At 39.5% G+C, this 19,659-nt stretch carries 15 protein-coding genes and 1 pseudogene; 11 read left to right on the top strand and 5 right to left on the bottom strand.

All coding sequences use genetic code 11. The annotated features are described in order from the left end of the window. The first annotated feature begins 32 nt into the window (after nucleotides 1-32). Together HPOKI112_RS00840 and HPOKI112_RS00835 are read left to right on the top strand one after the other, a co-directional pair. Nucleotides 33-1,250: a DUF874 family protein gene (locus HPOKI112_RS00840; protein WP_025309581.1), complete on the top strand. Its 1,218-nt coding sequence runs from the start codon at nucleotides 33-35 to the stop codon at nucleotides 1,248-1,250. 284 nt (nucleotides 1,251-1,534) lie between these two features. Then, nucleotides 1,535-2,749: a DUF874 family protein gene (locus HPOKI112_RS00835; protein WP_025309580.1), complete on the top strand. Its 1,215-nt coding sequence runs from the start codon at nucleotides 1,535-1,537 to the stop codon at nucleotides 2,747-2,749. A 141-nt stretch (nucleotides 2,750-2,890) separates the two neighbouring features. Here the strand turns inward: HPOKI112_RS00835 and HPOKI112_RS00830 are convergent, their stop codons facing one another. Together HPOKI112_RS00830 and topA are read right to left on the bottom strand one after the other, a co-directional pair. Continuing rightward, the gene (locus tag HPOKI112_RS00830; protein WP_015427360.1) at nucleotides 2,891-3,826 is read right to left on the bottom strand and encodes a radical SAM protein; all 936 of its coding nucleotides are present in this window, start codon (nucleotides 3,824-3,826) and stop codon (nucleotides 2,891-2,893) included. Beyond that, nucleotides 3,819-6,029 (bottom strand): type I DNA topoisomerase, encoded by a 2,211-nt coding sequence (topA, locus tag HPOKI112_RS00825; protein ID WP_025309579.1) that lies wholly within the window; start codon nucleotides 6,027-6,029, stop codon nucleotides 3,819-3,821. Before topA ends, HPOKI112_RS00830 begins: the two co-directional genes overlap by 8 nt. Before the next feature lie 165 nt (nucleotides 6,030-6,194). On the opposite strand from topA, the gene HPOKI112_RS00820 reads away from it, so the two are divergent. After that, entirely contained in the window at nucleotides 6,195-7,739 is a 1,545-nt protein-coding gene (locus HPOKI112_RS00820) for a flagellin B (protein WP_000010011.1), read from the top strand. A 60-nt stretch (nucleotides 7,740-7,799) separates the two neighbouring features. Continuing rightward, entirely contained in the window at nucleotides 7,800-9,683 is a 1,884-nt protein-coding gene (locus tag HPOKI112_RS00815; RefSeq protein ID WP_025275540.1) for a motility associated factor glycosyltransferase family protein, read from the top strand. Nucleotides 9,684-9,694: 11 nt separating this feature from the next. Here HPOKI112_RS00815 and HPOKI112_RS00810 read toward each other — a convergent pair whose 3' ends face one another. Together HPOKI112_RS00810 and HPOKI112_RS00805 are read right to left on the bottom strand one after the other, a co-directional pair. Further along, nucleotides 9,695-9,991 carry a hypothetical protein gene (locus tag HPOKI112_RS00810; RefSeq protein ID WP_025275539.1) on the bottom strand — a complete coding sequence of 99 codons (297 nt, stop codon included), beginning with the start codon at nucleotides 9,989-9,991 and terminating at the stop codon, nucleotides 9,695-9,697. Nucleotides 9,992-10,011: 20 nt separating this feature from the next. Further along, nucleotides 10,012-10,650 carry a class II aldolase and adducin N-terminal domain-containing protein gene (locus HPOKI112_RS00805; protein WP_038416756.1) on the bottom strand — a complete coding sequence of 213 codons (639 nt, stop codon included), beginning with the start codon at nucleotides 10,648-10,650 and terminating at the stop codon, nucleotides 10,012-10,014. A gap of 211 nt (nucleotides 10,651-10,861) precedes the next feature. Between HPOKI112_RS00805 and HPOKI112_RS00800 the strand changes: the two genes are divergently transcribed. Genes HPOKI112_RS00800 through dnaK form a run of 3 tightly spaced genes read left to right on the top strand, consistent with a single transcriptional unit; the run spans nucleotide 10,862 to nucleotide 14,156 of the window. Beyond that, nucleotides 10,862-11,692 carry an HrcA family transcriptional regulator gene (locus HPOKI112_RS00800; RefSeq protein ID WP_025275538.1) on the top strand — a complete coding sequence of 277 codons (831 nt, stop codon included), beginning with the start codon at nucleotides 10,862-10,864 and terminating at the stop codon, nucleotides 11,690-11,692. After that, entirely contained in the window at nucleotides 11,692-12,264 is a 573-nt protein-coding gene (grpE, locus tag HPOKI112_RS00795; RefSeq protein WP_025275537.1) for a nucleotide exchange factor GrpE, read from the top strand. The genes HPOKI112_RS00800 and grpE overlap by 1 nt, the downstream gene beginning before the upstream one ends. Nucleotides 12,265-12,293: 29 nt before the next feature. After that, nucleotides 12,294-14,156: a molecular chaperone DnaK gene (gene dnaK, locus HPOKI112_RS00790; protein ID WP_025309578.1), complete on the top strand. Its 1,863-nt coding sequence runs from the start codon at nucleotides 12,294-12,296 to the stop codon at nucleotides 14,154-14,156. A gap of 233 nt (nucleotides 14,157-14,389) precedes the next feature. Here the strand turns inward: dnaK and HPOKI112_RS00785 are convergent. Next, nucleotides 14,390-14,969: pseudogene (locus tag HPOKI112_RS00785) on the bottom strand (hypothetical protein). 113 nt (nucleotides 14,970-15,082) lie between these two features. On the opposite strand from HPOKI112_RS00785, the gene HPOKI112_RS00780 reads away from it, so the two are divergent. The 4 genes from HPOKI112_RS00780 (at nucleotide 15,083) to HPOKI112_RS00765 (ending at nucleotide 19,547) form a co-directional block, all read left to right on the top strand. Then, entirely contained in the window at nucleotides 15,083-16,000 is a 918-nt protein-coding gene (locus tag HPOKI112_RS00780) for an O-acetylserine-dependent cystathionine beta-synthase (RefSeq protein WP_025309577.1), read from the top strand. 20 nt (nucleotides 16,001-16,020) lie between these two features. Next, nucleotides 16,021-17,163 (top strand): cystathionine gamma-synthase, encoded by a 1,143-nt coding sequence (locus HPOKI112_RS00775; protein ID WP_025275533.1) that lies wholly within the window; start codon nucleotides 16,021-16,023, stop codon nucleotides 17,161-17,163. 37 nt (nucleotides 17,164-17,200) lie between these two features. Next, nucleotides 17,201-17,659, top strand: coding sequence for an S-ribosylhomocysteine lyase (locus HPOKI112_RS00770; RefSeq protein WP_025275532.1), 459 nt, complete (start codon nucleotides 17,201-17,203; stop codon nucleotides 17,657-17,659). A gap of 142 nt (nucleotides 17,660-17,801) precedes the next feature. Beyond that, on the top strand, nucleotides 17,802-19,547 hold the full coding sequence (locus HPOKI112_RS00765; protein WP_025309576.1) for a bifunctional metallophosphatase/5'-nucleotidase: 1,746 nt from the start codon (nucleotides 17,802-17,804) through the stop codon (nucleotides 19,545-19,547). Nucleotides 19,548-19,659 lie beyond the last annotated feature (112 nt).

Below are 19,659 nucleotides of genomic sequence, written 5' to 3'. Positions count from 1 at the left end.
GTAAGATTGTTTTTAAAAAAAAAAGGTTGGTAATGGAATCAGTGAAAACAGGAAGAACAAATAAGGTTGGCAAGAACACAGAGGTGGCTAACACAAAGACAAATAAAGAGACTCATTTTAAACAAGCGAGTGTCATTACAAATACGCTCCGATCAATTGGTGGGTTTTTTACAAAAATTGTAAAGAAAGTTAGAGAGCTTTTCAAAAAACACCCCAAGAAAAGCAATGCGGCATTAGTAGTATTAACCCATGCTGCATGCAAGAGGGCAAAAGAATTAGACGATAAAGTCCAAGATAAATCCAAACAAGCTGAAAAAGAAAATCAAATCAATTGGTGGAAATATTCAGGATTAACAATAGCGACAAGTTTATTGTTAGCCGCTTGTAATGTTGGTGATATTGATAAACAAATAGAACTAGAACAAGAAAAAAAGGAAGTTGAAAACGCTAGGGATAGAGCGAACAAGAGTGGGATAGAACTAGAACAAGAAAAGCAAAAGACAGAACAAGAAAGGCAAAAGACAAATAAGAGTGAGATAGAACTCGCTAATAGTCAAATAAAAACAGAACAAGAAAAACAGAAAACAAATAAGAGTGGGATAGAGTTAGAACAGCAAAGACAGAAAGCAGAACAAGAAAAACAAAAGACAATTAATACACAAAGAGATTTGATTAAAGAACAGAAAGATTTCATTAAAGAAACAGAACAAAATTGCCAAGAAAAACATGGCCAATTGTTTATTAAAAAAACAAGAATTAAGACCGGTATTACTACTGGCATTGCTATAGAAATAGAGGCTGAATGTAAAACCCCTAAACCTGCAAAAACAAACCAAACCCCTATCCAGCCAAAACACCTTCCAAACTCTAAACAACCCCGCTCTCAAAGAGGATCAAAAGCGCAAGAGCTTATAGCTTATTTGCAAAAAGAGCTAGAATCTCTGCCCTATTCGCAAAAAGCTATCGCTAAACAAGTGAATTTTTACAGGCCAAGTTCTATCGCTTATTTAGAACTAGACCCTAGAGATTTTAATGTTACAGAAGAATGGCAAAAAGAAAATCTAAAAATACGCTCTAAAGCTCAAGCTAAAATGCTTGAAATGAGAAACCCACAAGCCCACCTTTCAACCTCTCAAAGCTTTTCAATCATTCAAAACATCGTTGCTGATATTAGTAAAGAAATAGAAACAACGGCTAATACTGAAAAGAAAGCAGAAAAAGCGGGTTATGGTTATAGTAAAAGGATGTAGGCATAAGAAAATAAGAACACTATAAAATCGTTCTTATCTTCTAGAAGACATCAGTCAGTTTCTTGCCATAGAAAAATCGCTTATTAGTTTGCTCCCTTTAAAAGGGTGTGAGTTTGGGTATCAAGGAAAACTTGTATCAAGTTTTATTGGAATGGATTAGAAAAATCTGATTGGATTGCCCCTTACAATTTTTCAAACCAATCGTTTAATAGCGATTAAATATGACTATATATACTACAAGAATAAGATTTTGATGGGTAAGATTGTTTTTTGAAAGGATTTAAATGCCTGTTATAAGAGTTTTAGTAATGCTTGCAACAATGATGATGAAATTAGTAAAAACGGCAAAAGAAAAGAAAGTTTTTAAGAATGTGGGAGTGTCTATAATGGGGATTACTTTTTGGGAAGCGATAAAAGACTCAATAAAAAAACAAATTAAAAAAAGCGATTGGATATGTGGGAATGTTAAGACTGCAGATGATTATTTAAAAACGCACCCTAACTCATGGCTTAATTCAACAATAGGTGTAGTAACGATAACAACCATGCTCATGAATGTGTGTTTTGCTGATGACCAATCCAAAAAAGAAGTGGCTGAAACTCAAAAGGAAGCTGAAAACGCTAGGGATAGAGCGAACAAGAGTGGGATAGAACTAGGACAAGAAAAACAAAAGACAAGCAATATAGAGACTAATAACCAAATAAAAGTAGAACAAGAAAAACAAAGGACAAGCAATATAGAGACTAACAATCAAATAAAAGTAGAACAAGAACAACAAAAGACAAGCAATATACAGAAAGATTTGGTTAAAGAACAGAAAGATTTGGTTAAAGAACAGAAAGATTTGGTTAAAGAACAGAAAGATTTGGTTAAAGAACAGAAAGATTTGGTTAAAGAACAGAAAGATTTGGTTAAAGAACAGAAAGATTTGGTTAAAGAACAGAAAGATTTGGTTAAAAAAGCAGAACAAAATTGCCAAGAAAATCATAGTCAATTCTTTATTAAAAAAGTAGGAATTAAGGATAGTATTGCTATAGAAATAGAGGCTGAATGCAAAACCCCTAAACCTGCAAAAACAAACCAAACCCCTATCCAGCCAAAACACCTTCCAAACTCTAAACAACCCCGCTCTCAAAGAGGATCAAAAGCGCAAGAGCTTATAGCTTATTTGCAAAAAGAGCTAGAATCTCTGCCCTATTCGCAAAAAGCTATCGCTAAACAAGTGAATTTTTACAGGCCAAGTTCTATCGCTTATTTAGAACTAGACCCTAGAGATTTTAATGTTACAGAAGAATGGCAAAAAGAAAATCTAAAAATACGCTCTAAAGCTCAAGCTAAAATGCTTGAAATGAGAAACCCACAAGCCCACCTTTCAACCTCTCAAAGCTTTTCAATCATTCAAAACATCGTTGCTGATATTAGTAAAGAAATAGAAACAACGGCTAATACTGAAAAGAAAGCAGAAAAAGCGGGTTATGGTTATAGTAAAAGGATGTAGCGATTAAAACATTACACCAAGTTTTTAATTATCTGTCGGCTTTTGATTTTTTATGGTGGCGTTATTTGGTAATAAAAGAGAACTTTTTTAAAAGCTTAAGCTCCCTTAAAGTAAGGTAAAACTATGTGTTACCAATGGAGGTTAAAACGCGCAATAAAACTCCAAAGAGCCGACTTTTTTAATCGTAATTTGCTTGTGGTTTAATAAAGTTTCTAAATGCTTAAAGGTGTTAGGATCTAGTATTAGGGGGGCTTCTTCTGCGCTTAAAGGGCGCCTGGAAATTAAAGCGAGCAATTCATCTATACCGCAAGAAATCAATTTTTTGGCTTGATCAGCTTGAGCAGTGGATCGTTTAGGCAAACTCACGCAAAGCCCTTCAAAAAATAAAGAGCATTTTAATAATTCATCTTCGCTCAATTTAGGGGCTTTAAAGCTTGAGGGCCTGTCTATGGTGCTTAAATCCACTCTAGCGACATTGATTTTTTTTAAAAATGCAGCGATGAGTTTTAAGTTGTTCGCGCTATCATTCACGCCTTTAATCAACAGCACTTCAGCCACCAGTTGCCCTTGATAAATTTGAGAAAAGCACAAAATCCCCTCTAAAATCTTGTTAATGTCTTTAGAATAGGGCTTATCCACTCTTTCAAAGGCTTTCAAATCAATAGCGTCTAAAGAAAATTTAACGATGTCAAATTCCTTTAAGGCTTGCTGGACCTTTGGCTCATAAAATAGTGAACCGTTGCTTAAGATCAAAGTTTTAACGCCCTTTAAAAAAGGCTTGACGCTTTGGATAAGCTCTAATAAATGAGGGTATAGAGTGGGTTCGCCATTAGCGGTAATGGTTAAAACATCAATGGGGGTGGTGAGGTTGTTTAGGGCGTTTTGAATGGCGCTAATCAAGATTTCTACTTTTATCACTTCTTCCATGCACTCAATTGGCTTGGCTTTGCCCAACTCGCAATAAATGCAATTGTAATTGCATTGTTTTTTAGAGGGCGATAGATCCACGCCCAAAGACTTCCCAAAACGCCTGGATAAAACAGGCCCAAAAACGACAGGCGGATTTTCTTTAGCCATTATCTTCCTCTAAAAACACGCGCTCTTTGCATTTAATGCATTCATGCGCCTTTTTTTTGCGATAGATTCTTTCGCTCATCAAATAATGGCATTTTTCACAACGCTTGTTGATGGGCTTATGGTTGGATAAAAAATGGCATTTAGGGTAATTGTTACAGCCATAAAACGAGCCTTTCTTACTCCTTTTTAAGGCAATATCCCCTCCGCATTCTGGGCATTTCACGCCTTCTATTATTTCTTTTGCGTTAGGGGTGTTTTTTAACGATTTGGTGTTTTTGCATTCAGGGTAGTTGTTGCAAGCCAAAAACGCCCCGTTTCTGCTGAATTTTTGCACCATTTCCCCTCCGCATTTTTCGCACAATTCTTGCTTGGCTTCATTATTAGCGTTCTCAGTTTGTTTGATATATTTGCATTTAGGGTAATTGTTGCAAGCGATAAACTCCCCATAACGGCTATTCTTTTTGACTAATTCTCCTCCGCATTTAGGGCATGATTGGCCGGTTTTTTCATGCACTTTTTGAGAGATGATATTCTTTTTCCCGGCTTCAATTTTATCCATAAAAGGGTAGTAAAAGTCCTTTAAGACTTGCTGGTAGTCGGCTTTATTTTGAGCGATATTGTCCAGTTCCTCTTCTAAAGAAGCGCTGAATTTGGAATCCACAATCTCTTCAAAATGCTTTTCTAAAATTTCTATCACTTTAAAAGCGCTCTCTAAAGCACTGATTTGCTTTTTTTCTACCTTGATGTAGTCTCTGTTTTGTAAAAGAGAAATCGTTGGGGCGTAGGTGCTAGGCCTGCCTATGCCTAAACTTTCTAAAACTTTAATCAAACTCGCTTCTGAATAGCGCGTTGGAGGCTCTGTAACATGGGCGTTGCTCTCTAGTTTTTCTAATTTAATGGGGTCATTTTCTTTCAAATTGGGGAGCAATTTGTCCTTATCGTCATTGCCTAAAATTTTATAATAGCCATCAAAAAGGAGTTTTCTGCCACTCGCTTTAAACTCGCCTTTTTCGCAAGCCACAACCACGCTTTGGCTTTCAAAAAGAGCGTCTTGCATTTGAGAAGCTAAAAAGCGTTTGTAAATTAAAGTATAGAGCCTTAATTCTTCAGGCTTAAGGTAGTCTTTTAAAGCGTTTGGCTCTAAAATAATAGAAGTGGGCCTGATCGCTTCATGGGCTTCTTGGGCGTTTTTATTCTTGCTGGAATAGACTTTGGCTTTAGGGGGTAAGTAGTCTTTGCCATAGTCTTTTAAAATCTTATCCCTCGCTTCTTCTAAAGCCTCTTTAGCGATATTCAAGCTATCGGTCCTCATGTAAGTGATCACCCCCATAACGCCTTGCGGGGTGGCTACGCCTTCATACAATTTTTGAGCGATACTCATGGTTTTTGTAGGCGAAAAGCCTAAAAGACTGGAAGCGCTTTGCTGTAAAGTGGAAGTCATGAAAGGGGGCGGTGTGGGGGATTTTTTAGACTTTTTAACGATACTAGAAATAATATAGCTTTCTTTTTCTAATTCGTTTTTAATCTCTTGAGCTTTTTTTTCATCAATGAGTTCTTGGGCTTTGAGTTTGTTGCCCTTATAGCTGATGAGTTGCGCTTCTAAATGCGGCTCAAAATAAGCGTCTAGCGTGAAGTAGGTTAAAGGCTTAAAGGCTTTGATTCCCCTTTCTCTATCAATCACAAGCTTTAAAGCCGCGCTTTGCACCCGCCCAGCGCTCAAACCTTTAGTGATTTTAGATGAAATCAACGAGCTGAGCTTAAAACCCACGATCCGATCTAAAAAACGCCTGGCTTGTTGGGCATTGACCTTAGACATGTCAATTTTTCGTGGGGTTTTTAGAGCGTTTAAAATCGCATTTTGCGTGATCTCATGAAAAACAATCCTAGGATAGCTCTCCAATTTCCCTCCAATCAAACATGCCACATGATAACCTATCGCTTCCCCCTCTCTGTCTTCATCGGTAGCAATATAAGTAATAGATGCTTTTTTAGAAAGCTCTATGATTTGTTTGACAAGTTCTTTATGATCTTTATCCACGACATAATTAGGAGTGAAGCCTGTTTCATCAATCTTAATGCCTAAAGCGAATTTGGATAAATCCCTAACATGCCCTTTAGAGGCGATGACTTCGTAATTTTTATCCAAAAAATTTTTAATGGTTTTGGCTTTTGCTGGGGATTCTACAATAATAAGGTGCTTCATTGAACGCCTTTAATAAAATGTTTATACCTATTAATGAATGATTGTAGCATAGAATTTTGACTAAACGCCCTATTAAACCATAAAAACGATAGCGGCGCTAAAAATCAAAGAGTTGGAACACCCTTTGCTTGACTAATAGCAAATATCTATGCAAAGGATGCAAACATGAGTTTTAGGATAAATACCAATATCGCCGCTTTAACTTCTCATGCGGTAGGGGTTCAAAACAACAGAGACCTTTCAAGCTCGCTTGAAAAGTTAAGCTCAGGACTTAGGATCAATAAAGCCGCTGACGATTCTAGTGGGATGGCGATCGCTGATAGCTTAAGGAGTCAAAGCGCGAATTTGGGTCAAGCGATCCGCAACGCTAATGACGCTATTGGTATGGTTCAAACCGCTGATAAAGCGATGGATGAACAAATCAAAATCTTAGACACCATTAAAACCAAAGCCGTTCAAGCCGCTCAAGATGGGCAAACTTTAGAAAGCCGAAGAGCGCTCCAAAGCGATATTCAAAGGTTGTTAGAAGAACTAGACAATATCGCTAACACCACAAGCTTTAACGGCCAACAAATGCTTTCAGGAAGTTTTTCTAACAAAGAATTTCAAATTGGCGCGTATTCTAACACCACGGTTAAGGCGTCTATTGGCTCAACGAGCTCAGATAAGATTGGGCATGTGCGCATGGAAACTTCTTCTTTTAGCGGTGCAGGCATGCTCGCTAGTGCAGCGGCACAAAACTTGACTGAAGTGGGATTGAATTTCAAACAAGTCAATGGCGTGAATGATTATAAGATTGAAACCGTGCGTATTTCTACAAGCGCTGGCACTGGGATTGGGGCGTTAAGCGAAATCATCAATCGTTTTTCTAACACTTTAGGCGTTAGGGCTTCTTATAATGTCATGGCCACCGGCGGCACTCCCGTGCAATCAGGAACCGTGAGAGAGCTCACCATTAATGGCGTAGAAATTGGGACCGTGAATGATGTGCATAAAAACGACGCTGACGGGAGGTTGACTAACGCCATTAACTCCGTCAAAGATCGCACCGGCGTGGAAGCGAGCTTGGATATTCAAGGGCGCATTAATTTGCACTCCATTGATGGGCGCGCGATTTCTGTGCATGCAGCGAGCGCGAGCGGCCAGGTTTTTGGGGGAGGGAATTTTGCAGGGATTTCTGGGACACAACATGCGGTTATTGGGCGCTTAACCTTGACCAGAACTGACGCTAGAGACATCATTGTGAGCGGTGTGAATTTTAGCCATGTGGGCTTTCATTCCGCTCAAGGGGTGGCAGAATACACCGTGAATTTGAGAGCGGTTAGGGGCATTTTTGATGCGAATGTGGCTTCAGCAGCTGGAGCGAACGCTAATGGCGCGCAAGCGGAGACCAATTCTCAAGGTATAGGGGCTGGGGTAACAAGCCTTAAAGGGGCGATGATTGTGATGGATATGGCAGATTCTGCGCGCACGCAATTAGACAAGATCCGATCTGATATGGGTTCGGTGCAAATGGAATTGGTTACCACCATTAATAATATTTCTGTAACCCAAGTGAATGTTAAAGCGGCTGAATCTCAAATCAGAGATGTGGATTTTGCTGAAGAGAGCGCGAACTTTTCTAAATACAATATTTTGGCGCAAAGCGGGAGTTTTGCTATGGCGCAAGCGAATGCGGTGCAACAGAATGTCTTAAGGCTTTTACAATAACAGCCCTTGATTCAAAGGGGCGTTAGCCTTTTTTATAAGCTATTTTTATAAGTTAAAATAATGGATATTTATCAAAAAAACTTACAAGCTCTTTTCAAAAAAGACCCTCTTTTGTTCGCACAACTCAAAGCCATTAAAGAAAACAAAAAATACGAAGTGTTTTTAGGGAATGATAGCGCGAATTTCAATCTCTTAGATAAAGAAACAAACACGCCCTTATTTGAAAAAAGCCCGCTAGATTCAAGCTTAGAGCTATATAAAAATAGCGAAATTTACATGCTTTATCCTTATTTGTATTATTTTGGCTTGGGTAATGGGGTGTTTTACCGCTTGCTTTTAGGCAATGGCAATTTAAAACGCTTGGTGGTCATTGAGCCTGAAATAGAAATTATTTTCATTGTGCTGAATCTTTTGGATTTTTCCACTGAGATTTTAGAAAATCGTTTGATTTTATTGCATGCAAGTTTTTGCAATTACAACATGATCGCTTCATTATTTGATATGGATAAAAAGTCTCGTTTATACGCAAGAATGTATGATTTAAAACTTTTTAACGCTTATTATGAACGATATTCTAGTCAAATGATAGAAATCAACCAGCATTTCACGCGCGCTTTAGAGCATGGCGCTATTAGCGTAGGCAATGATGCTAAAGACGCACTCATAGGCATCAAACAGCATGCCGCTAATTTGCCTGAAGTCATCAAAAGTCCTAGTTTAGTGGATTTTGTGAGCGCTTTAAAAAACAGAGACACCGCTATCATTGTTTCAACCGGGCCTAGTTTAAATAGGCAACTCCCCCTTTTAAAAGAAATCGCTCCTTATGCGACGCTTTTTTGCATAGACGCTTCTTTCCCTATTTTGGCTAAAGCCGGTATCAAGCCTGATATTGTGCTGTCTTTAGAAAGGGTGGATTTAACGGCGAAATTCTATGAAGAAACCCCCTTAGATTTTCAAGAAGGCGTTATTTTTGCTCTGACTTCCATTGTGCATAAACGATTGATTCAAGCGATTAAAAAGGGGGTTAAGCAATTCAGTTTCCGCCCCTTTGGTTACACCAACCTTTTTGATTTGCACCAGTATGGTTATGTGGGCATAGGCATGAGCGCAGCGAACATGGCGTATGAATTAGTGGTGCATTCTCGTTTCAAAAGGTGCGTGTTTATTGGGCAAGATTTGAGCTTTTCACAAAGCGGTAACAGCCATGCCAGTGGGGCGATTTATGGCGATAGGGAGATCAAACCTAAAAAAGATAAAGACAAGATTTTTATAGAAAAATACGGGGGTAATGGGGAAGTAGAGACCACTTTAGTGTGGAAGCTTTTCTTAGAATTTTTTGAAAAAGATATTTTTAACACGCCCTATAAACTAGAAGTCATTAACGCTACTGAAGGGGGGGCTAGGATTAAAGGGACTAAAGAAATGCCTTTTAAAGAAGTGTGCGAAAAAATAGACAAATCCAAGCCAAAGCCTCCTATCAACCTTATTTATCCCACTCAATCAGAACAGACTAAAAATTTAAAGATCGCCAAACAAAAATGCGAAGAGATCATCAAATACGCCAATGAGAAAAAAACGCAAGTTGAAGAAGCGTTTTTAAAGGTGGCAGAGTTTTTAGAAGAAGTGGAAAAGCTTCATGAAAAAAACAAATTAGAAGAGTTGGATTTTAAGGAATTAGAAAATTTGAGCACTGAAATTGATAACGTTAAAGAGCTTTTTGATGACAAGCGATTCAATTCGTATTTTATGGATGCGATACAATCTTACATTTTCCACCAGGAATTGCACATCGCTGAAATCGTGTGCAAGAAAACGAGTAATGAAGACGAATTAAGGGCTAAGCAATTAGAATACATTTACGCGCACAAATACTGGCTTTTTAGTTTAGCGGGCGGGATGGATTGCGTGATAGAAGCGATCAAAATGGCTTTGAAGGAATGGTAAAACACCCCTTTTTAAGCGTATGTGTCTAGGCTGGAATAAATTTCAGGGGTATTTCCGCCATCAATAAGGCTTTTTTCAACTTGGGATTTATCTTTAATCTCGCCGTCGTTATTGATAGCGTTTAAAGTTTGTAATCGGTCAAAATCAGGGGCGTTTTGCGTATTATCTTGGCTGAAACCATCTTGAATGCTGCTTTGTTGTAAATCCTGCTCTACTTGATTCCTGTCCTTTATGGTTGCGTCATTATTGATATTGTTCAAGGTTTGGAGCTGCGTGAAATTAGGGGTGTAATGGGTGTTGATGGTCATGTTTTATCCTTTTTAGCTTTTTACACGCTCAATCGTGGATCATCATTATAGCAATAATCCATTAAATCGCCCAATCGTAAAACCTTGCATGAGTTTTCAATCAAATCAAAAACTTCCATGAGTTTAGAAAGCTCTCTGTGGTAGGCAAAAATCCCACACCCCTTAATGAAAACAAAATATTTTTTGCTCTCTTGTAATTGGCGTAAAATTTCTGTATCCGCTCTTTCTTGCCAGCTGTCATAGTCTTTGGGGTTAAAAATGGAAATTTCTTCGCCCAAAGAACGATACCCCAAATAATCTCTAGGGAGCAATCGGTTGTGGCGCAAGGAATACGCCAAACTATAAGGAGGGCGCGCGTAAGCGATGAATTTAGCGTCCAAAAACTCCCGATACACGCTCGCATGAATGGGCGAATCCAGGCTCGCTTCTTTCCAGCGGTAATCTATCTTGTCATGCAAAACCAGTAAGGTGTTTTCATTCAATTGATCAAAAACAGCGTTTCTTTTATTGATCACAAATTGATTTGCGCCAATGCGCGCCGAAATGGAGCCTTGATAAAGCCCAAAAAAACCCTTTCTAAACATGGATAACGAAATGCTTTGGAGCGAATGAATCAGTCCGCTGTCAATGCCTCTTGTGTGTGTGTTCATGTTTATCATGATAACAAGTTTTTTTAATAATAAGGTATTAGTTGCCCAACAGATCTAAATTAAATCAACTCTATAAAAAATCCTAATTTAATGCTAGTAAATAAATTTAGTGATATAGACTAAACTTTAAAGAAAAATCGGTTAATTTTTATCACTTTTTCAAAACAAGTGATAGATTATTAACTTTTTGCGCTATAATGCAAGAGTTCTTTCATCAAGAATGGTGATTGACGAGATTTTTCAAATAATGATGTTAAGAAGAATTAAAGTAGGTTCTGATTTGAATAAAAAAGAGAGTTTGTTAGATGCGTTTGTTAAAACCTATCTGCAGATTTTAGAACCCATTAGCTCTAAACGCTTAAAAGAGTTGGCAAACTTGAAAATATCTTGCGCGACAATCAGGAATTATTTTCAAATCCTTTCTAAAGAGGGCATGCTTTATCAAGCCCATTCTAGCGGTGCTAGATTGCCCACTTTTAAGGCGTTTGAAAACTATTGGCACAAGTCGTTGCGCTTTGAAGTTTTAAAGGTGAATGAAAAACGCTTAAAAAGCGCGAGTGAAAATTTTGGGCTTTTTGTGCTGTTAAAAAAACCCAGTTTGGAGCGTTTAGAAAGAGTCATTGAATGCGAAAAACGCTTTTTGATTTTGGACTTTTTGGCGTTTTCTTGCGCGCTGGGTTACAGCGTTAAAATGGAGAAGTTTTTATTAGAGCTTGTGGGCAAAAGCGTTAAAGAAGTGCGTTCAATCGCTGCTTCTGTCAATGCGTTGAGTTTGGCCAGGCAATTAGAGCGTTTGGAGTATTCCAGTGCACAAATGACACGCTTTAATCTGATGGGGTTAAAAACGCTTTTAAACAGCCCTTTATTTTTTGACATTTTAGAGGGTAAGGTTTTGGAGCGTTTCAAAAAGGGGTTGCATTTTATAGAGCCTGATTGCATGCTAGTAACACGCCCCATAGAATTTCAAAACAAACGAATGCAACTGCTTTGTGTGGGGAAACTAGAATGCGATTATGAAGGGTTTTTTCAAACGATTTCTAAGGAGGAATAATGAAAGATGAACACAACCAAGAACACGATTTAAGCCCAAAAGAGCCAGAGTTTTATCAAAAGGCTTGCACTTGCAAAGAACAACAGGGTGGAGAAAAGCAAGAAGCAAGCGAAAAAGAATGCGAGATCAAGGAAGATTTTGAGCTTAAATATAAAGAAATGCACGAAAAATACTTGAGAGTGCATGCGGATTTTGAAAACGTGAAAAAGCGCTTAGAAAGAGACAAGAGCATGGCGTTAGAGTATGCGTATGAAAAAATTGCATTGGATCTATTGCCGGTGATTGATGCGCTTCTTGGGGCTCATAAGAGTGCTGCAGAAGAAAATAAAGAGAGCGCTTTAACCAAAGGCTTGGAGCTTACGATGGAAAAGCTGCATGAAGTTTTGGCAAGGCATGGCATTGAGGGGATTGAATGCTTAGAAGAGTTTGATCCCAATTTCCACAATGCGATCATGCAAGTCAAAAGCGAAGAAAAAGAAAACGGGAAAATCGTGCAGGTTTTGCAACAGGGCTACAAGTATAAGGGTAGGGTTTTGAGGCCGGCAATGGTGAGCATTGCTAAAAACGATTAAAAACATTTATTTTAAAAGAAAGGATAACAATGGGAAAAGTTATTGGAATTGATTTAGGGACAACCAACTCCGCAATGGCGGTTTATGAAGGCAATGAAGCAAAGATTATTGCTAATAAAGAGGGTAAAAACACCACTCCTTCTATTGTAGCCTTTACGGATAAGGGCGAGATTTTAGTGGGCGAGAGCGCGAAAAGACAAGCGGTAACCAACCCAGAAAAAACCATTTATTCTATTAAAAGAATCATGGGTTTGATGTTTAATGAAGATAAGGCTAAAGAAGCCGAAAAACGCTTGCCTTATAAGATTGTGGATAGGAATGGGGCTTGCGCGATTGAGATTTCAGGTAAAGTTTATACCCCTCAAGAAATTTCAGCCAAAATTTTAATGAAACTCAAAGAAGACGCTGAAAGTTATTTAGGCGAGAGCGTTACGGAAGCAGTGATCACGGTTCCGGCTTATTTTAACGACAGCCAAAGGAAAGCGACTAAAGAAGCCGGCACGATTGCAGGGCTTAATGTTTTAAGGATCATCAATGAGCCTACCAGTGCGGCGTTAGCTTATGGCTTGGATAAAAAAGAGAGCGAAAAAATCATGGTTTATGATTTGGGTGGGGGAACTTTTGATGTTACCGTTTTAGAAACAGGCGATAATGTCGTGGAAGTTTTAGCCACAGGGGGCAATGCGTTTTTAGGGGGCGATGATTTTGACAATCGTGTGATTGATTTCTTAGCGGCTGAGTTTAAAAGCGAAACGGGCATTGAAATCAAAAACGATGTGATGGCGTTGCAACGCCTGAAAGAAGCGGCTGAAAACGCTAAAAAAGAACTAAGCTCTGCGATGGAGACTGAAATCAATTTGCCCTTTATCACCGCAGACGCTACCGGGCCTAAACACTTGGTTAAAAAACTCACTAGGGCTAAATTTGAAAGCTTGACAGAAGATCTCATGGAAGAAACGATTTCTAAAATTGAAAGCGTGATCAAAGACGCGGGGCTAACCAAAAATGAAATTTCAGAAGTGGTGATGGTGGGAGGCTCTACTCGTATCCCTAAAGTCCAAGAAAGGGTGAAAGCCTTTATCAACAAAGATTTGAATAAAAGCGTCAATCCTGATGAGGTCGTAGCGGTGGGAGCGAGCATTCAAGGGGGCGTGTTAAAAGGCGATGTGAAAGATGTGCTTTTATTAGACGTTACGCCTTTAAGCCTTGGGATTGAAACTTTAGGGGGCGTGATGACTAAAGTGATTGATAGAGGCACGACTATTCCGGCGAAAAAATCTCAAGTGTTCTCAACCGCTGAAGACAACCAGCCCGCTGTGTCCATTATGGTTTTACAAGGCGAAAGGGAATTAGCAAGGGATAATAAATCTTTGGGTAAATTTGATTTGCAAGGCATCGCTCCCGCTCCAAGAGGCGTGCCGCAAATTGAAGTAACCTTTGATATTGACGCTAACGGGATTTTAACCGTGTCAGCACAAGATAAAAATACCGGTAAAAGCCAAGAGATTAAAATTTCTGGTTCTAGCGGGTTGTCTGATAGCGAAATTGAAAAAATGGTGAAAGACGCTGAATTGCACAAAGAAGAAGACGCTAGAAAAAAAGAAGTGATTGAAGCGAGAAACCATGCCGATAGTTTGGCGCACCAAACCCAAAAGAGCCTTGATGAGCATAAAACAAATTTGAATGAAAACGACGCTAACGAGATCCAAAACGCCATTAACGCTCTTAAAGATTGCATCAAAAACGATAACGTTACTAAAGCGGAGCTTGAAGACAAAACCAAATCATTAGTGCAAGTGGCTCAAAAATTAGGCGAAGCCATGGCGAATAAAAACAACGCCGAGCAGCCCAAGAAAAAAGACGATGATGTGATTGATGCGGAAGTGGAGTGAAAAGCCTTTAAAACTTCTTTTAAGCGGGCGGTTTTAATGAAAACCCGCTTGCTTTTCTCATTTTCATCAATGGGATACCGCTTGCAAAATCTAAAAAATAGCGTTTTTTAATCCAAATATCAAAGCTTGATTGTAATCAAACGATAGCTTTTTTAAGGTTTAGCTTAAAAGCGTTGGTGGGATTTTAGGGAAATCCCTTATGAGAGAGTTCTTTTTGGTATGAGAGTTGTTTCTCAATGGCTTGTGCTAGATGACTCTAATTCAAAACACGCAGTGGGGATTTGATTAAATTCGTTAGCAAAGCGTAAAAAATCGTTGGTAATGTTTTCAAGATCGGCTTCTAAATCGTCATAGAACTCTTGGTAGTATGTGTCTCCATTAGGATCAATGATTTTGTCATACGCTAGGCATTTTTTACACTCTTTTTTCTCATCATCCTCTGTGGATCGACCTATACGAAGATAAAACTTTTCAAAATCGTTGCACCAATAGTAAGCAAACCAGAGGTAAAAACCTTTTTTTGGGGTTGGTTTTTCACCATTGACAAATCCTTCCCCTAAAATATCCTGACAGCAAAAAGCGATTGATGGATTATGGGATAAATTCCCAGATCCAAGACTGATTTTGCACGCATAACCCCATGGCGCTAAAAACTTGTTCAGCCCGTTTTGGCATGAAGCGTATTTTGGTCTCGTTGGGGTTTTGCCTGTTTGTCTCCCTTCTTGTGCTTTAGCGTCAATTGACGCTGCAAATTCTCTTAACAAGTCCTAAAAACGCTTTTCTTTGCTCTTCATTCCATTCTATCGTTTTCATGAAAATTCCTTAATCCATCTCAATAAGCCAACATTTTATCCTAAACTTATTCCATTTAATGAGTTTAGGCATAATCGCAAAATTGAATTTTATTGTTTGTTATAGGAGGAATGATGATTATCACCACAATGCAAGACGCCATAGGCCGCACCCCCATTTTTAAATTCGCTAACAAGGATTACCCCATTCCGTTAAATTCCGCCATTTACGCCAAGCTAGAACATTTAAACCCGGGAGGGAGCGTTAAAGATCGCTTAGGCCAATACCTTATAGAAGAAGGGTTTAAAACAGGCAAAATCACTTCTAAAACAACCATCATTGAGCCTACCGCAGGCAATACCGGCATCGCTCTAGCCTTAGTGGCAATCAAGCACCATCTCAAAACCATCTTTGTTGTCCCAGAAAAATTCAGCACAGAAAAACAACAAATCATGAGGGCTTTGGGGGCTTTAGTGATCAACACGCCTACTAGCGAGGGGATTTCTGGCGCCATTAAAAAAAGTAAAGAGCTAGCCGAAAGTATCCCTAATAGCTATTTGCCCTTGCAATTTGAAAACCCTGATAATCCCGCCGCTTACTACCACACCCTAGCCCCTGAGATTGTCCAAGAATTAGGCACAAATTTTACGAGCTTTGTAGCCGGGATAGGGAGTGGTGGCACTTTTGCTGGCACAGCTAGGTATTTGAAAGAACGCATTCCTAATATCCGCTTAATTGGGGTGGAGCCGGAGGGTTCTATTTTGAATGGGGGCGAGCCTGGGCCTCATGAGATTGAGGGCATTGGCGTGGAGTTCATCCCTCCTTTTTTTGAAAACTTGGATATTGATGGCTTTGAAACGATTTCAGATGAAGAGGGTTTTAGCTATACTAGGAAGTTAGCCAAGAAAAACGGCTTATTAGTGGGGAGCTCTAGCGGGGCAGCTTTTGTGGCAGCGCTGAAAGAAGTGCAACGCCTCCCCGAAGGCAGCCAGGTTTTAACCATTTTCCCGGATGTTGCCGATCGTTATCTTTCTAAAGGTATTTATTTATAAATCCATAAAAAGGAAAAATCATGCACATGCAAACCAAATTAATCCATGGGGGTATTAGTGAGGACGCCACAACAGGGGCGGTGAGCGTACCTATTTATCAAACTTCCACCTACCGCCAAGACGCCATAGGCCGCCACAAGGGCTATGAATACTCTCGCTCAGGAAACCCCACGCGCTTTGCTTTAGAAGAACTCATCGCTGATTTAGAAGGGGGGGTTAAGGGGTTTGCTTTTGCCTCTGGACTAGCTGGGATCCACGCCGTTTTTTCTCTCTTGCAATCAGGCGATCATGTGTTATTGGGCGATGATGTTTATGGGGGGACTTTCCGCTTGTTTAATAAAGTGCTTGTCAAAAACGGGCTTTCTTGCACCATTATAGACACTAGCGATATATCCCAAATCAAAAAGGCTATCAGGCAAAACACCAAAGCCCTTTATTTAGAAACCCCTAGTAATCCCTTGCTTAAAATCACGGATTTAGTGCAATGCGCTGGTGTCGCTAAAGATCATGATTTGCTCACTATCGTGGATAACACCTTTGCCACCCCCTATTATCAAAACCCGCTTCTTTTGGGAGCGGACATTGTGGTGCATAGCGGCACAAAATATTTAGGCGGGCATAGCGATGTGGTCGCTGGGCTTGTAACCACCAATAATGAAGCGCTAGCCCAAGAGATCGCTTTTTTCCAAAACGCTATCGGTGGGGTTTTAGGCCCTCAAGACAGTTGGCTGTTGCAAAGAGGGATTAAAACGCTAGGATTACGCATGGAGGCCCATCAAAAAAACGCCCTTTGCGTGGCTGAATTTTTAGAAAAACACCCTAAAGTAGAAAGGGTTTATTACCCGGGCTTGCCCACCCACCCTAATTACGAGCTAGCCAAAGCCCAAATGCGTGGCTTTAGCGGGATGCTCTCTTTCACCCTTAAAAATGACAGCGAAGCGGTTGCTTTTGTAGAAAGCCTTAAACTATTCATTTTAGGCGAGAGTTTGGGTGGGGTGGAAAGTTTGGTGGGGGTTCCAGCGTTTATGACCCATGCATGTATCCCTAAAGAACAACGAGAAGCTGCAGGGATTAGAGATGGCTTGGTGCGCTTGTCTGTGGGGATTGAGCATGAACAGGATTTGTTAGAAGATTTAGAGCAAGCGTTCGCTAAAATAAGCTAAAGTTTCATTACAATTTATGAATGAAGGAGTTAAAAACATGAAAATGAATGTAGAGAGTTTCAATTTGGATCACACTAAAGTCAAAGCCCCTTATGTGCGTGTCGCTGATCGCAAAAAGGGTGCTAATGGGGATGTGATTGTCAAATACGATGTGCGCTTCAAGCAACCCAACCAAGATCACATGGACATGCCTAGCTTACATTCTTTAGAGCATTTAGTCGCTGAGATTATCCGCAACCATGCCAGTTATGTCGTGGATTGGTCGCCTATGGGTTGCCAAACGGGATTTTATCTCACGGTGTTAAACCATGACAATTACACAGAGATTTTAGAGGTTTTAGAAAAGACGATGCAAGATGTGCTAAAGGCTAAAGAAGTGCCTGCCAGCAATGAAAAGCAATGCGGTTGGGCGGCTAACCACACTTTAGAGGGTGCACAAAATTTAGCACACGCTTTTTTAGACAAACGCGCTGAATGGTCTGAAGTGGGGGTTTGATTGGTGGGGGAATGATTTTACTCCCCTACCCCCCCTTACCCATTTTGCCCATAAGCGTTAAATGCCAATCAAAAACCATCGTATCAGCGTTAATATTATGTAGAAATTAATGTTATGAATCTCTTGGTTTAAAAGGATTTCAATGAGAAAATTGATTTTATTCATCTTTTTAACGCTAGCACTTTCAGTATCTGCAAAAGAAGTCAAAATCGTGTTTTTAGAAACTTCAGACATTCATGGGCGGCTTTTTTCGTATGATTATGCGGTTGGCGAACAAAAACCCAATAACGGCTTGACAAGGATTGCAACCTTAATCAAAAAGCAAAGGGCTGAGAATAAAAATGTGGTTTTGATTGACAGCGGGGATTTGTTGCAGGGTAATAGCGCGGAGTTGTTTAATGATGAGCCGATTCATCCGCTAATCTTAGCCGAAAATGATTTGAAATTTGATATTCGTGTGCTTGGGAATCACGAGTTTAATTTCAGCAAGGATTTTTTAGAGAAAAATATCAAGGGGTTTAATGGCGATGTTGTGAATGCAAATATCATCAAAACTGCGGACAATCAGCCGTTTGTAAAACCTTATGCGGTTAAAAAAATTGATGGCGTGAGGGTGGCAATTGTGGGGTATGTGGTGCCGCACATCCCCACTTGGGAGGCTTCTACGCCTGAACATTTTGCAGGATTAAAGTTTTTGGACGCTGAAGAAGCGTTAAAAAAGACCTTGAAAGAGCTAAAAGGGAAATATGATGTTTTGATTGGCGCTTTTCATTTGGGGCGGGAAGATGAGAAAGGTGGCGATGGAGTCCCTGATCTGGCGAAAAAATTCCCGCAATTTGACATCATTTTTGCAGGGCATGAGCATGCGGTTTATAACACTAAAATAGGAAAGGTGCATACCATTGAGCCTGGAGCGTATGGGGCTTATCTGGCAAAAGGCGTGGTGGTGTTTGACACCAAAACGAAGAAAAAAATCGTAACGACTGAAAATTTACCCACAAAAGGCGTGCCAGAAGATGAAGAATTAGCGAAAAAATACGAATATGTGGATAAAAAATCAAAAGAATACGCTAATGAAGTTGTCGGCGAAGTTACAAAAACCTTTATTGACAGGCCTGATTTTATCACAGGAGAAGAAAAAATCACCACGATGCCCACCGCCGCATTGCAAGAAACACCGGTGATAGAATTGATCAATAAAGTGCAAAAACATTATGCAAAAGCCGATGTTTCAGCGGCAGCTTTATTCAATTTTGGCGCCAATTTGAAAAAAGGGCCTTTCAAAAGAAAAGATGTCGCCTATATTTACAAGTTCGCTAACACGCTCATTGGAGTGAATATAACGGGTGAAAATCTGTTAAAATACATGGAATGGTCGTATCAATTCTACAATCAGTTGCAACCAGGAGATTTGACGATCAGTTTTAATGAAAATATTCGCGGCTATAACTTTGATATGTTTTTTGGCGTGAAATACCAAGTTGATGTTACAAAACCCGCCGGATCAAGGATTATTAATCCGACGATCAACAACAAACCCATTGACCCCAAAGCGGTCTATAAATTAGCGATCAACAATTACCGATTTGGGACATTATCCAAGACATTAAATTTGGTTACAGACGCTAATAGGTATTATAATTCTTACGATGCATTGCAAGATAACGGGCAAATACGGGATTTAATCATCAAATACATCACAGAAGAAAAAGGCGGGAAGGTAACCCCTGAACTGGAACATAACTGGGAAATCATCAACTACGATTTCAAAAACCCGTTGTTGGAAAAATTGAGAGAAAAATTAAAAGAGGGGAGCATCAAAATCCCCACTTCAAAAGACGCAAGGACTTTGAATGTCAAATCCATTAAGGAAAGTGAAGTTAAATAAAATTTTTTATTCTTATTATTTATTCTTTAAGCCTAACTTAAAAAAGGGTGTTCTATAATCTTGACTTGTTTGCTCTCTGTTTACAGCGGTTTTCAAACAATCGGGTTTTAAT

Source organism: Helicobacter pylori oki112, assembly GCF_000600085.1.
Taxonomy (GTDB): domain Bacteria; phylum Campylobacterota; class Campylobacteria; order Campylobacterales; family Helicobacteraceae; genus Helicobacter; species Helicobacter pylori_CY.
Note: the sequence above shows the minus strand (reverse complement) of the source record. Positions and strands in the feature narration are given on the sequence as shown.

Bases quoted from the DNA above. Each gene is read 5' to 3' on its own strand.
- HPOKI112_RS00840 (WP_025309581.1), top strand. From the start codon at position 33: ATGGAATCAGTGAAAACAGGAAGAACAAATAAGGTTGGCAAGAACACA.
- HPOKI112_RS00835 (WP_025309580.1), top strand. From the start codon at position 1,535: ATGCCTGTTATAAGAGTTTTAGTAATGCTTGCAACAATGATGATGAAA.
- HPOKI112_RS00830 (WP_015427360.1), bottom strand. From the start codon at position 3,826: ATGGCTAAAGAAAATCCGCCTGTCGTTTTTGGGCCTGTTTTATCCAGG.
- topA (WP_025309579.1), bottom strand. From the start codon at position 6,029: ATGAAGCACCTTATTATTGTAGAATCCCCAGCAAAAGCCAAAACCATT.
- HPOKI112_RS00820 (WP_000010011.1), top strand. From the start codon at position 6,195: ATGAGTTTTAGGATAAATACCAATATCGCCGCTTTAACTTCTCATGCG.
- HPOKI112_RS00815 (WP_025275540.1), top strand. From the start codon at position 7,800: ATGGATATTTATCAAAAAAACTTACAAGCTCTTTTCAAAAAAGACCCT.
- HPOKI112_RS00810 (WP_025275539.1), bottom strand. From the start codon at position 9,991: ATGACCATCAACACCCATTACACCCCTAATTTCACGCAGCTCCAAACC.
- HPOKI112_RS00805 (WP_038416756.1), bottom strand. From the start codon at position 10,650: ATGATAAACATGAACACACACACAAGAGGCATTGACAGCGGACTGATT.
- HPOKI112_RS00800 (WP_025275538.1), top strand. From the start codon at position 10,862: ATGGTGATTGACGAGATTTTTCAAATAATGATGTTAAGAAGAATTAAA.
- grpE (WP_025275537.1), top strand. From the start codon at position 11,692: ATGAAAGATGAACACAACCAAGAACACGATTTAAGCCCAAAAGAGCCA.
- dnaK (WP_025309578.1), top strand. From the start codon at position 12,294: ATGGGAAAAGTTATTGGAATTGATTTAGGGACAACCAACTCCGCAATG.
- HPOKI112_RS00780 (WP_025309577.1), top strand. From the start codon at position 15,083: ATGATTATCACCACAATGCAAGACGCCATAGGCCGCACCCCCATTTTT.
- HPOKI112_RS00775 (WP_025275533.1), top strand. From the start codon at position 16,021: ATGCACATGCAAACCAAATTAATCCATGGGGGTATTAGTGAGGACGCC.
- HPOKI112_RS00770 (WP_025275532.1), top strand. From the start codon at position 17,201: ATGAAAATGAATGTAGAGAGTTTCAATTTGGATCACACTAAAGTCAAA.
- HPOKI112_RS00765 (WP_025309576.1), top strand. From the start codon at position 17,802: ATGAGAAAATTGATTTTATTCATCTTTTTAACGCTAGCACTTTCAGTA.